This is a genomic window from Thermaerobacter sp. FW80, assembly GCF_004634385.1.
Classification (GTDB): domain Bacteria; phylum Bacillota; class Sulfobacillia; order Thermaerobacterales; family Thermaerobacteraceae; genus Thermaerobacter; species Thermaerobacter composti.
On the sequence record NZ_CP037895.1, the window covers coordinates 1583818 to 1596739 of the forward strand.

10 protein-coding genes are annotated in these 12922 nt (G+C 76.4%); 8 read left to right on the top strand and 2 right to left on the bottom strand.

Going from position 1 to position 12922, the window contains the following annotated elements; translation table 11 throughout:
• The first annotated feature begins 139 nt into the window (after positions 1–139).
• The 5 genes from E1B22_RS06700 (at position 140) to E1B22_RS06720 (ending at position 7412) form a co-directional block, all read left to right on the top strand.
• Complete coding sequence (locus E1B22_RS06700) at positions 140–877, top strand: LysM peptidoglycan-binding domain-containing protein (protein ID WP_167758865.1); 738 nt, start codon at positions 140–142, stop codon at positions 875–877.
• Positions 878–1319: 442 nt separating this feature from the next.
• A complete protein-coding gene (locus E1B22_RS06705; RefSeq protein WP_135225041.1) occupies positions 1320–2816 on the top strand; it encodes a hypothetical protein in 1497 nt (498 codons plus the stop codon).
• A gap of 176 nt (positions 2817–2992) precedes the next feature.
• The gene (locus E1B22_RS06710) at positions 2993–4129 is read left to right on the top strand and encodes a hypothetical protein (protein ID WP_135225042.1); all 1137 of its coding nucleotides are present in this window, start codon (positions 2993–2995) and stop codon (positions 4127–4129) included.
• A gap of 100 nt (positions 4130–4229) precedes the next feature.
• The gene (locus tag E1B22_RS06715; RefSeq protein ID WP_135225043.1) at positions 4230–5162 is read left to right on the top strand and encodes a response regulator transcription factor; all 933 of its coding nucleotides are present in this window, start codon (positions 4230–4232) and stop codon (positions 5160–5162) included.
• Positions 5163–5288: 126 nt separating this feature from the next.
• Complete coding sequence (locus tag E1B22_RS06720; RefSeq protein ID WP_135225044.1) at positions 5289–7412, top strand: sensor histidine kinase; 2124 nt, start codon at positions 5289–5291, stop codon at positions 7410–7412.
• Between the two features lie 59 nt (positions 7413–7471).
• On the opposite strand, the gene E1B22_RS06725 is transcribed toward E1B22_RS06720, so the two are convergent.
• A complete protein-coding gene (locus tag E1B22_RS06725) occupies positions 7472–9082 on the bottom strand; it encodes an IS200/IS605 family accessory protein TnpB-related protein (RefSeq protein ID WP_243123208.1) in 1611 nt (536 codons plus the stop codon).
• Positions 9083–9754: 672 nt separating this feature from the next.
• On the opposite strand from E1B22_RS06725, the gene E1B22_RS13265 reads away from it, so the two are divergent.
• From E1B22_RS13265 to E1B22_RS06735, 3 genes are all read left to right on the top strand, one after another.
• A complete protein-coding gene (locus E1B22_RS13265) occupies positions 9755–9907 on the top strand; it encodes a hypothetical protein (RefSeq protein WP_243123209.1) in 153 nt (50 codons plus the stop codon).
• Positions 9889–10239 (top strand): phosphoribosyltransferase, encoded by a 351-nt coding sequence (locus E1B22_RS06730; RefSeq protein WP_243123210.1) that lies wholly within the window; start codon positions 9889–9891, stop codon positions 10237–10239. The genes E1B22_RS13265 and E1B22_RS06730 overlap by 19 nt, the downstream gene beginning before the upstream one ends.
• 308 nt (positions 10240–10547) lie before the next feature.
• On the top strand, positions 10548–11981 hold the full coding sequence (locus tag E1B22_RS06735; RefSeq protein ID WP_243123211.1) for a GerMN domain-containing protein: 1434 nt from the start codon (positions 10548–10550) through the stop codon (positions 11979–11981).
• 497 nt (positions 11982–12478) lie between these two features.
• Here E1B22_RS06735 and E1B22_RS06740 read toward each other — a convergent pair whose 3' ends face one another.
• Positions 12479–12766 carry a hypothetical protein gene (locus tag E1B22_RS06740; RefSeq protein ID WP_135225045.1) on the bottom strand — a complete coding sequence of 96 codons (288 nt, stop codon included), beginning with the start codon at positions 12764–12766 and terminating at the stop codon, positions 12479–12481.
• Positions 12767–12922 lie beyond the last annotated feature (156 nt).

Genomic DNA, 12922 nt, shown 5'->3' on the forward strand with positions numbered 1-12922 from the left:
AGCGCAGGACGCTGGCCGCGTCCGCGACGGGAGCGTGGGGCGCCGTCAGTGGCGCCTTGCCCGCGCCGGCCGTCGTCGCGCTCGCACGGTTGCCCGTGCGGCCCGTCGCCGTGCGGGGACTCGAGGAGGGATGCACCCGATGCCTGAGGGAGACGCGACCCGGCCGCACCCGGACGGGCCGGGGGCCGCCGCCCCCGCCGAAGACGACAAGCCTCGTGAGGCGCAGGACCACCCCGCCGTCGACGCACCGGCGGACGCCGATCCCCCGCCGCCCGCGGCCGCCGAAGCCTCCGTGCCCGGCGGGACCTCACCCCAGGGGGTGCCGGAGACCGCCACCGTCCCGGCCGGCGCCGCGCCGGAGGGCCCGCCCCCGTGTCCCGGCGGCCAGACCGTCCGGGTCCAGCCCGGGGACACCCTGTTCCTCCTGGCTCAGCGGTATGGCGTTCCGCTGGCCGCCGTCATCCTGGCCAACCCGCAGCTCGGCGACCCGGACCGCCTCGTGCCCGGCCAGTGGATCTGCATCCCGTCGGCGCCGCCGGGCTGTCCCGGGGGCCATCTGGTGGTCGTCCGCCCCGGTGACACCCTCTTCGCCATCGCCCAGCGGTTCCGCGTCCCCCTGGAGGCGGTGATCGCCGCCAACCCCCAGCTGGCCGACCCCGACCGGATCGAGCCCGGCCAGATCGTCTGCGTGCCGCGTTCGCCGGGGCGCTGCGAGGGCGTCCCCTACGTGGTCCAGCCGGGCGACACGCTCTTCGCCATCGCGCAGCGCTTCGGGGTCGACCTCGAGGCGCTGACCGCCGCCAACCCCCAGATCACCAACCCGGATCGCATCTGGCCGGGCGAGGTGGTCTGCGTCCCCACGGCGCGGGAGGCGTAGGCGGCGACGTCGCCGCACCGCCGACCGGCGTGCACCGGGGCGGCAGCGAGCCGCCTGCCGCCGACCCGGCCCCCACCGGTGGGCCCGACCGAGCGCCCTCCGGTGGGGGCCGTCGCGTGCCGCGACGTTGCCTCTTCGCTGGCCGTCCCCACGGCTCGGCGTCCACGGCTCGGGATGATCGGGTGCCATGCGGGTGGCCTGTCCCACCGGCTTCCACGGCCGTGCTGCCAGGGCCGCCTGGGCCATGGGCTGCCACCTGGGGCCACGGGCTCCCGCCACGGGGCATGGCCCGGCCGTTCCCACGCGCTCCGCGGAGCGCGGACCGTGGAACCACGCCGGCACGGGGCCGCCAGGGCCTGGGCCCGGGGCATACTGCCTCCAGGACGGGGACGAACGGGCAGAGCGTCCCCTGCCGACGGACGTCTGCGAAGGAGCGGAGAGCATGGAATCCAAGGGAAGGGACGAGGGCGGCCGGCGATCCCGCCCGGCTGCCCCTTCGGCAGAGGCCGCCGCGGGGACCCGGGCCGAGCCGGATCGCGCCCGCGGCCCGGCGTCGGGACGGGCCGCCGATGAACCGGCGGAGGGGGCGGGCACCACGCGGCCGCGTCCCCTGGTCGCGCGCCCCATCAGCCTGCGCGCGGCCCAGGGCGGGGGGCGGCCGACGGGGCCCCTCCCCCTGCCCGCCCTGAGGGCCGCCGGGGAAGGGCAGCCCAGGACTCCGGCGGCGCGCCGCGACGCCCCAGGGCACCGGGGCACCGCGGGTCCCGGCGCGGCGGCCGGCGACGGCGGGATCGCCGGGGAGGCGGGGGCCGTGGCCGGGCCTGGGCCCAACCAGCGGGACGACATCCGCCGCTCCCTCTGGGTCCGTCGACCCGACCTCTTCTACGGGCAGCCCAACCGCGGTCACCATCGCGCGGCCTTCGCCGAACCGCTGGTCCCCAGCCGGGAGCGGCTGGACGGATCCTCTGCCGGGGCCCGCCCCGGGGCGGAGGGCGCGACCGGCGAGGGCGAGGACGCCTCGCGCCACGGGCCGGTGGCGCAGCGCCGCCAGGGGGTGGACCGCGTGCCCGCGGCCCGCGAGCTCCTCCCCCTGGTGGAGCAGGCCGCGCCGCCCGCGGTCGACTACGCTCCCGGCCGCCCGGAGGAGGGGCGCGTCGACGACCGGGTGGCTCACCAGCTGACGCAGCGCCCGTCGCCCAGCTCCCAGGGGCGCCCCATCGCGCCCGCGGGCGAGTTCGAGCCGGCCGCGGCGGCCGCCCCGCCCGCCGGCGCGCAGCCCGCGGCGACGGCGGCCACGCCGGCCGACGGCCGCGGCGATCCGGCGGCCGACGTGATCCCCTCCGTCGAACCGGCGACGGCGGGCGCCGGGTCCGCCCCGCGGGGACCGGTGCGGGACGAACCGGCTCAGCCGGAGACGCGGGCCGCGACGCCCCGGCCCGAGGAGGCGCGGGTCCAGGCCGGCGAGGGCGTGCGGGCCGAGGCCGGTGCGTCCGCGCCGGAGACCGCGATGGTGCAGGACGTGGGAGGCGCTCCCGTGCCGTTGAACGCCGCGGCGGTCCAGGCGGTGGGGGAGGGGCCCGGCATCGATCCTGGACGGGGTGACGCCGCCGGTGGCGGGCCGCCGGTGGCGGCCGAGCCCGCGAACCCGCGGCTCGACGCAGCGGCGGAGCTGCGGCCGCGCCCCGTGCTGCGTACGCCGCTGCAGCCGCGGGCGGTGGCGACGCGTCCCGCCACCGCCGAGCGGTCGGGCCGGCTGCCGGGAGACCGGACCACCGACGCCAGTGCCCTGACGCGGGGGGCGATCCGGGAGGCCCGCGCCCGCTGGCAGGCGGCCGGCTCCGTCGAGACGAGGACGGAGGGGGGCCCCCACCGGACGGGCGACGGCGGCGCGGCGGGCCCCGCGGACGACGGCCGGCGGGAGGAAGGCCCGCGCCGGTGACGAAGCCCAGAAGGGCTTGAACCCCAACCAGGACACGAACCCGCGGCGCGGGAGGCCTGATGGGCCCGCGGGAGCGCGGGAGACTCAGGACGTCCTGGACATACGGCGGCCAGGGACCGACGCGTCCCATGGGGCCGCCGGCCGCGGCCCGCGGCGCGGCGAGGTGAGGCGGTGCGTTGACCCCGGTGGAATCGGCCGAGGGGACGGCTCGGCGGATCCGCGACGCCCTGTGGGGCCTCGCCTGCGGCGAGGCCGTGGGGCGCTGGGCGGCCGCGGGCGGGGCGGTGACGGCGGGCGGCCCGGCCCGGGCCGGCGGTTGGGTGGAGGGGGCCTTCCGACCGGGGGGCGACGGCCCTGGGGGCCCGGATCCGTCCGCCCTGGAGGCCGGGCCCCTGGCCCTGGAGGTCGCCGCCTTGGCGAGGGCGGTGGTGGCCGCCGAGGGACAGGTGGGGCCCATGGCCGTCGGCGCCCGCACCGTCGGGACGGGCCTTGGGCCGGCGGTGCGCGCGGTCCTGGCGGGACTGATCAACCGGCCCGATGACGTGGAGTGGCTGGTGCAGGACGTCGCCGCCCTGGCCACCGGGGAGGGCGGGACCGGCGCCGGCCTGGCGGGCGGTCCGGCGGCCGACGAACGGGCGCCGCAGCAGGGAGGCGCCGGGCCGGTGGCGGCGGCCGCCCTGGCGGCGGCCGCCGCCGTCGCGGCGGCCGTCTCGGCGGCCGTGGAGGGCGAGGGCCCCGAAGCCGTCCTCGACCGGGCGGTGACGGCCGCGTCGGTCGCCGTCGGTTGGGCCGCCCCGCATCCGGGGCAGGGTGGGGCTCGGCGCGGCGATCACCCGGCGGCCGGCACCGCATCCCGACCCCGGGCCGCGCCGGTCCCCGGGGACGAACCGGCCGCTGCCGTGGCCCACGCCATCGAGACGCTGCGCCTCACCCTGGCGGGCCGCGGGGCCGCCCTGCCGCCGGGCGGGATCGCGGCCGTGCTGGCGAGCCGCTGGGAGCCCGAGCCGCGCCCGGCGCGGGCCGTGCCCTTCGCCCTGGTGCTGGCGGCGGCGGCCGGCGACGCCCGGCGGGCGGTGCTCGAGGCCGCGGCGGCGGCCTCGAGCACCGCCCGCCCCGGCAACGCGGAGCTGGACGGCCGCCCCGCCGACGCGGCGTCGGCCACGGCGGCCCTGGCGGGCGCCGTGGCCGGCGCCCTGTACCCCGGGACGGTCCCGGCCGAGTGGGTCGCCGCCCTGCGGGAAGGGTCGGGCGGCGGGTCGCGGGCGCCCCTGGAGCTGGACGACCTGGTCCCGGAGCTCCTCCGGCTGCGGTGAGCGGTCCGTGCGGGGTTGCCGCGGCCCGGCGGGACGTCCCGGCGGGCCGGGGCGCCGGCGCGCGGCGCCGGCGCACGGTGAACGGGGAGGAGGCGGTGCCGTGGGCGAGCGGATCTTGCTGGTCGACGACGAGGCCGCGCTGGTCAAGGGCCTGCGCCGGAGCCTGGAGCAGGCGGGCTTCGAGGTCGAGGTCGCCACCGACGGCCGGCAGGCCCTGGAGCGGTTCGCCGAGGGCGGCATCGACCTCATCATCCTCGACCTCATGCTGCCGGAGATCGACGGGCTGACCGTCTGCCGCGAGGTGCGCAAGACGTCCCAGGTGCCCATCATCATGCTGACGGCCCGAGACGAGGACGTGGACCGCATCGTCGGCCTCGAGCTGGGCGCCGACGACTACGTGGTCAAGCCCTTCAACCCGCGCGAGCTGATCGCGCGCATCCGGGCCGTGCTCCGCCGCGTCAAGCCGGTGGGCGGCGTCGCCGTGGGGACGCCGGCCCGGCCGGGGCGGGCGGCTGCGTCCCCGCCGGCCGGCGGGGCGGGGGGGACGCCGGCCGCCGGGCCTCCGGCAGGTGGAGCCGCGGGGGACGGCACTCCGGCGGCCGCAGGGGGCGCCGGGGTCCGCAGCGGCCGGGAGGACGCGGCCGCGGGCGCGGCGGCCGACGCCGACGCGGAGGTGCTGGTGCGGGGCCCGCTGCGCATCGATCGGGCCCGCTACCGGGTCACCCTCCAGGGGCGGACGGTCGAGCTCACGCCGCGGGAGTTCGACCTCCTGCTGGTGCTGGCCCAGCGGCCGGGGCGCGTGTACACCCGCGAGCAGCTGCTGGAGCAGGTGTGGGGCTACGACTACGCCGGCGACACCCGCACGGTCGATGTGGCGGTGCGGCGACTGCGCGAGCGCCTCGAACCGGATCCCGCGCATCCCGTCTTCGTCCGCACCAAGTGGGGCGTGGGCTATTATTTTGCCGAGCCCGAGGAGATCGCCCGGCGTCTCGGGGCGGACGACGCCTCGGCGGGCGGCGCCGACGCCCGCTGACGCGGTGGGGCGCGGGCGCCCCGCCGCCCCTCCGGCGGCCGGCCTTGGGCGTCCCGGCGCGGCGCCGGGGCCGATGCCGCCGGGGCGCGATCCGCCGGGACCGGTGGCGAGCGGGAGACGGGTGCCTTGTCCCTGCGTTGGAAGATCATCCTGGCGCTCTTGGCCGTCACCCTGACCAGCCTGGCCGTGACCGTGCGGGTCGCCAGCGACACGGCCCTGGGGGTGTTGCTGCGCGATCGCCAGTCGCGCGCGCTGGCCACGGCGGCCTTCTTCGCGGGGAGCCTGGCCGAGCCCATCGCCCAGGGGGACCGCGAGCGGCTGACGAACCAGGTGGCCGCCCTGCGGGTCCAGGAACTGGGTCGGGTGCTGGCCGTGGACGAGGCCGGGTTCGTCCTGGCGGACACGGCTGCCGGCACCGATGCGAGCCTGATCGGTCACCGGCTCGAGCACGTGGAGATCCGGAGCGCCCTGGAGGGCACGAGCCGCGCCGGCGTGCACCGGTTGCACGACCGGCGTTACGCCATGTACGCCGCCGCGCCGGTGCGCGCCGCCGGCGACCGCGTGGTGGGGGCGGTGGTGCTCTCGACGGACGTCAGCGACGTCTTCGCGGCGGTGGATCAGATCCGCGGGCGCATGATCCAGCTGGGCGTCGTCATCGCCGTGGCGGCGGGGGTCGTCGCCTACGGCTTCGGCGCCTACCTCGCCGCGCCGCTGCGGGAGATGGCGCGGGCGGCGGGGCGCATCGCCCGCGGCCGCTTCGACGAGCGGGTCCCGGTGCGGGGAGGCGATGAGCTGGCCCAGCTGGCCCGGGCCTTCAACGACATGGCCGCCCACCTGGCGCGGATCGACGAGTCGCGCCGGGACTTCATCGCCAGCGCCTCCCACGAGCTGCGGACGCCCGTGGCCGCACTGAAGACGTTGACGGACGCGCTGATCCACGACCCCGACGCCACCGTCGAGGACTACCGCGAATTCCTCCGCGACATCGACGACCAGGTGGAGCGCCTGGCGCGCTTGACCTCGAGCCTGCTCACCCTGGCGCGGCTGGATCGAGAGACGGAGACGGTGGACCTGCGGCCGGTCCCCCTGGCGGAGCTGGTGACCACGGTGGTGGGCTGGCTCGAACCCGAGGCGCGCCGCCTCGGGTGCCGGATCCGCCTCGAGGGACGCGGCAACCCCCAGGTGCTGGTCGACCGGACCAAGATGGAGCGGGCCTTGACCAACCTGGTGGAGAACGCGATGAAGTACGGCGGCCCCGGCCTGGTGCGGGTGGTCTTCGGCGAGCAGCCCGGCTTCGACGCCGGAGCCGTCGGTCGCCTGCTGGCGGCGGAGCTGGCCCGCCAGGACGAACCGGCCCCCGAGCCGGCCGCCGTGCCGGTGGCCGCGACCGGTGCGCCGGTCGCGTCCACCGGCACGGCGGCCGTGGGCCCGACGGCGCGACCCCGGGCGCCGGCACCGCCCGGCGCGGCCGACGGTGCCCACCGCGACGGGGCTGCGGCCGCTGCCCCCGGCGGGGCCGGGGCCGGCGGACCCGACGCGCCGGCGACCCCAGGCGCGGACGCTGGCGCGGAGCCGTCCGCCCGGCGGCCCGGCGATGGCGCGGGGAGCGCGGCGGCCGTCGGCCCGGACGAGGGTGCAACGGCGGGTGCTCCCGGGCCCGCCGCGCCGGCCGTGCCGTCGCCCGCCGGGCCCGTGGCATCCCCCGCCGGGTCTGGAGCATCCCCCGCCGGGCCCGCGGCACCGCCCGCCGGGGCGGCGGCATCCGGTCCGGATGCCGCCGCCCCGGCGGGGGCGTCGCCCGGTGGCGCCGAGGGCGCCGGGGAGCGGGCCGGTTCGGGCGGAGGGGCGGTGGCCCCTCCGCCCGAACCGGCCGTTCGGGTGGTGGGCGACGACGAGCCGCTGCGTCGCAGCCCGCGGGTGGCCTGGGTGTGGGTGATCGACCGGGGGCCGGGCATCCCGGCTGAGGAGCTGCCCCACCTCTTCGAGCGGTTCTATCGGCTCGACCGGGCGCGGGCCCGCGGGGGCGACGCCGCCGGGGCGGGCCTGGGCCTGAGCATCGTGCGGGAGATCATGCGGCTCCACGACGGCGTGGCGGTGGTCGCCAGCCAGGTGGGGCGGGGCAGCGTCTTCGCCCTGTACTGGCCGGTGACGGACTGGCCGCCCCAGCCGCCGGCGGATGCGGTCCCGCCGGCGGCGACGGCAGCGACCGCCGGGTCGGGGGCCGGAACGGCTCCCGGCACGGGTCGATGAGGGGCCTCCGCATCCTGGGCCGGACCGTTCCTCAAAACATAGGCATTTATTGCATCCGCCTATGACGCCGGGCGAACGGTGCTCCCGACGATTCGCGCCGGGGGATCGCACCCCGGACCCCAAGCCAGACCATCGCACCCGGGGCCGTGCGGCCTTGAGGCCGCCGGTGCCCGGGTGGATCGGGGTTCCCCCCGACCTGGGGCGTCCTCGGAGGACCGCTCATAGAGCCGGTGCGCCCGCTGGCCGCGCACCGACGGGGCGATGCGCCGCCAATCGCTCCAGACGTGCCGCCCTCGATTCCTCGCGGGTAGAGGGCGGGCGGTTCCGGAGCGCAAGCGCTCACCCAAACCCAGGCCCCGGCGGGCGATCGCCACCGCCGCGGCCGCGTGGGGCGACAGCCCGTACCGGGCCATGAACTTGACCTTGCCGATCACGCTGGTGAAGGCCGGGTTGACGCGGAGCACCTCCACGCCTTCCCGGGCGGCCCGGGCCATGAGCAGGGCGTAAAATTTGCCGTAAGCAAACGCGGACAACTTCCGGGCGTAGCGCTTGTCGTCTTCTCGAAGACGGGCCTTCTTCTCCCGGAAGTCCAGGTGCTCCACCACGATGGGCTTGCCGGCGCCCTTAGCCCATGCCACCAGGTCCGCCACCGCATCGCCCAGGATGGCCTTCACCTGCTCCCGGCGCTTGCCTTGGAGCGGAAGTCGGATGTCGCGCGCCGCCACCGGGTTGCCGAAGCGGTCGACCTCCGCCACGGCCAGCCGGTCGGGGTTCAGATCGGCACCAAGGGCCCCCGCCCTCCGCGATGTCGTGATCGGGGCCGCGGGCCGTTCGGTGGTGGCGAAGACATACCAGGCGCCGTTCTTCCGGACAAAGCGGTAGGAAATCGCTTGCCCGGACGCGAGGGCCGCCAGGATGACATCCTGCCCATAGGGGAAACGGACGCCGTGCAGCCAAACATGCCGTCCAAAGCGGCCGGCCAGGGCGTTGGGCACCCGAAGGCGCAAGCGGTCGCCCAAGAGCGAACACGTCTGGTTGCCGCTCCTCTCGTCTTTGGAGCCGAGGCAGAAGAAGCTTTGGCTGCGGGCATCGCGCCATGCCTTGCGCCATGCGTCGTGGGAAGCGAACCCATTCGCCTCCAGGTGGAACTGCCGGTGGAACAAACGCCGGGAACCAAAGCAAATCGGCGGCGATCCCGTCCGCGCTTCCGCCGCTTCCAGGCGGGCGCGCAGCATCGCCAGCCGCCGCTTCTTCTGGTGAAGCCGAAACCGGACCCGACGCCGGCGCGCCGCCCGCTCTTGGGGCGGCAGGCCGGCCCAGCGCCCCTTGCCCGAGGCCAAGGCTTTCGCCTGCTTGTGGAGCTTGGCGATCGCTCGTTCGGTGGATTGGATCTGCCCGCGCAGGTGCGCCAGATGGTGCCGATGGGCTTCCTCCGCCGCCTTCACCTTGGCCTTCAGTTCGGTGGCCAGCGCGTTGAAGTAGCGGGCTGTGATGCCGTCGCGGGCAATGGACTCCCGCTTGCACTCGACAAGGGGACGCTTCCGCACGTAGAGATCGACGAACAACCGGCGCAGCAGGCGACCGTACAGGGCGGCGAGGGCGTCCAGGGCCGGGTAAACCGACCGGTCATGGATCTTCGTCTGGAAGGTCGCCTGCATCGGCCCGATCATCCTCCTTTTCCCAGGATATCAAACATATGTTCCGCCTGCAAGCCGAAGAGGGGACGGGTCGGAAGTGGGGGAACCGTTATGCGAAAGGTTCGCCTACGGCTGATAACAGATGACGATGGAATGGTAAGCAGCTACGAACCCGCGCCAGCGGGTCGGGGGCTGGAACCGCTCCCGGCGCGGGGCCCCGGTCGGGCTCCGCCCCCTGAGGGCCGTCCGTGACGGCGGTGGGCCGGCGGCACCGGCCGCCCTCGCAGGCCGTCCCATGACCCCGACCGACGGCCCGCCGCCGCACCGCCCCGTCGGTCCGAGGGTGGGCGTCGCCGCCCGCCTGCGGGAGTCGGAGGCCGGTTCGTCCGCCACGGTCCGGCGCGAGGGAGCGGCGCCGTCCTGCGGTGGAGCCGCCCGCCGCCGGCGGGGGCGCCATCCGGTACAATGGAGGCAATTCGGGCGTCGGTCGTCCCGGGTGTCGGCCCGTGTCCGCGAGGGCCGGTCCGACCGGCGCGCGCCGGGTCAGCGGGTGAGGGTCGGCCAGAGCGGCGCGCCCCGCGTCAGCGGGTCCCCGGCGGGCGGTCGGCGGGAGACCTCGGCGGGTCGCGAGCGCGGCCCGGCAGGCCAATCGCCGCCGACGCCCTTCGTCACCGTCCCGCCGGGGAGGCGACCGCCCGGCGAATCGTGGGGGTGGAGGTCATCGGCCAGCCGGAGAAGAAGTACCTGACGTGGCAAGACATCGAGCAGCTGGTGGACCGCCTCTTGCAGCAGATCCGGATCGAGGAGTTCGACGCGCTTCTGGTCATCACCCGGGGGGCATGGTCCCGGCCTGCCTGATCAGCGAGAAGACGGGCATGCGCAACATCCTGGTTGCCGCGGTGATGTTCTACACCGGCGTGGGCGAGACCCTGGACCGGCCCACCTTCCTGCAGTTCCCGCCCGACCCCTATCTGAAGGGAAAGCGGGTGCTGGTGGTCGACGACGTGTGGGACAGCGGCCGCACGGTGACGGCGGTCAAGCACCGCGTCGAGGAGGCCGGCGGGCGGCCCGCGGTGGCCGTGATGCACTACAAGCCGCGGCGCTCGGTGGTGCCCGGCAAGCCCGACTACTACGCCGAGGAGACCGACGATTGGATCGTCTACCCCTGGGATCCGGAGTCGGAGCGGTGAGGGGGCGCGCCCGCGACGACCCCGGTGGCGCCGCGACCGCGAAGGCGACCGCCGACGCTGCGAACCGCGCACGCGACCGCAACATCGCTTTGGCGCGCCCGAGACCGCAACATCGCTTTGGATCGACCCCGAGCCGGCGCATGCAACCGTTCCGACACCGCGCTGACAAGGGTGCGTAACGCCAGGTCGGTACGCTGACGGGTGGAGGGGAGGCCGTCGTGTCCATCGGGGTGCCCGCTGGGTGCAACCGAGGAGGCGCGCGGGGCCACCGGGTCCACCGGGTCCGCGAGCCGCGGGGGGCGGGGGCGGTGGGGTCCCCGACCCGGCCGGATCGTCCCCGGCGGCAGGTCGTCCGCCGGGGCGGAGCGTGCGGGGGGGTCGTCGTCGCCCTGCTGGTGGCGCTGCTCCTGGCCGCCTGCGGGCAGGCGGGCGTGCCGGGCGGGGCCCACGAGGTGGTCATCGCGCCCGACAGCGCGGACGCCCCGGAGGGTGCCCCGGCGGCGCCATCCGGCCTGGAGGCGACGCCCGCCATCGTGCCCAACCCCGGCGACGAGCGGGTCACCCTCACCCTGTTCTACGGATCCCGTTCGGGCCTGCTGGATCCGTGGCCGTGGCGCCGCACCGTCGACCGCCCGCAGCGGACGGCCGACCTGGCCCGCATCGCGGTGGAGAACCTGCTCCAGCCGCCGCCCAACTCCCCCTTCGTCTCCGTCCTCCCCAAGGGGACGCGGGTGCTCTCCGTCTCCGTCGACGACAGCCAGCAGACGGTGTACGTCAACTTCTCCCAGGAGCTGGTGAAGAACCACCCCGGCGGCAGCTACGGCGAGGGCGTCACCGTCCACGCCATCGTGCAGACGCTGACGGGGCTGCCCGGCATCCGCCGCGTCCAGATCCTGGTGGAGGGGAAGCCGGTGGAGACCCTGGCCGGCCACGTCGCGATCCAGGAGCCCCTGGAGCGGTTCCTGATCGTGCCGGGCGGGCCGATCCCGGAGGGCGCGGTGGCGGGGCCCGAGGGGGCGGACGAACCGGCCGCCTCCGCCGGCCCTCCGTCGGGTGGCCACGCCGGTGGGGGCGGCGACGGCGACCGGGCCGGCGCGGCGGGGGAGGGGGCGGAAGACTCCGGCTGGAGCCCCTGGCGCATGGACGTGGACGATGCGGTCATGAACTTCTTCCAGAGCGAGGTCGCCCAGGGGCGCATGCAGTGGCTGACCGACCCCGTCGAGGCGGCGCGCTACCTGGCCACCACCTACGGCTTCTACGGCTGGGACGAGTACGTGCTGCTGCACCGGACCGACCCCGGCGAGGGATCGGGACGCGGGGAGGCCCTGGTGCGGGTGCGGCACGGCAACAGCTACTACACGCTGCACATGATCCAGCCCCGCGAGCAGGGCGACCAGGGGATCTGGGTGATCCACGACATCCGCTCGCGGGCGGTCCAGACCGGCCGCAAGCCGGTGGACCCCGAGGTGGTGCGGAGCTGGCAGGAGGAGGTCGACCGCGGCACCAACCTCTGGCGGCTGGACCCGGTGGACACCGTGCGGCGGCAGGGCGCCCTCTACGGGTTCGACCCCTTCAGCGACGAGTTCACGGTGGTGCAGATGGATCCGGAGAAGGGTCAGGCGCTGGTCCGGGTCAAGCACGACGGCCGCGACTACGAGGTGGTCCTGGTCCAGCCCCTGCGGCGCGGGGAGAAGGGCGTGTGGTGGATCGAGACGATCCGGGCGGTGGCGGCGACCCCGTGAGGCGAGCGAAGGCCGCCCAGGACGCCCCTTGACGGGACGCCCCGGGACGAAGCCGGGGGCCGGCTCCGGGAGGCCCCGGAGGGCGATGGCGTCGCCCGCCGGAGGATGGACTCCGTGGCGCACCAGCGGGCGGGCCCCGGGGGCGGGCCCCGGGGACGGGTGGGTGGCCAAGGGAGGGCGGCCTGGTGGCCAAGCCCAGGCCTGGTGCGGTGACGCGCTCCGCAGCCCGACCGGCCGGGCCGGACGAGGCGCCGGGCCCGGGTGGCCCGATCCGTTGGGGCAGGATGAAGCCGCGGGCGGCAGGGGGAACCGCGTTCCCCCTGCCGCCCGCGGCGTCGCTTCCGCGATGGCCTTCGTCACCTTGGCCGGACCGGAAGGGCGGGTCGCGCAACCCCCGGGGCCGCGGGGCCGGAACCCGGGCGACCCGCGGAAGCCACCGCGACGCCGCCCGCCGCCGGCCTACCGCGCCGTCGGACCGGCGCCCGCGCCAGCTGGGATCAGCTGGAGGTGCCGGCCGACTTGCTCTCCTCCTTGCCGCCGAAGTAGCCGACCAACCACGTCAGGACCGCCGACGCCAGGATGGCCGCGACCATGTTCGCGCCATCCAGCGTCCAGCCCCAGTTGCCCGGGATGAACGCGCCCAGCACACCGCCGACGACGCCGGTCACCAGCGAGCCGGGCAGGTTGCCCGGGAACTGGCGGCCACCGATGGCATAACGACCGACGACACCACCGAGGATGAGACCCGCGACGATGGCAGCCACCCAACCCAGCGCGCCCATCATCGGCACCACCCTCCCTTCCCGTCCGGGATCTCGAGCCGGAAGGCCGGGGGCCGTCGGGGTCCGGCCCCGAGTCGGCCTTCCGCCTCCAACGTATGCACTTTCGTCAGGAAAGGTCAAACTCGAGCGGCGATCATTAGCACACTTTCGCGATGTTGG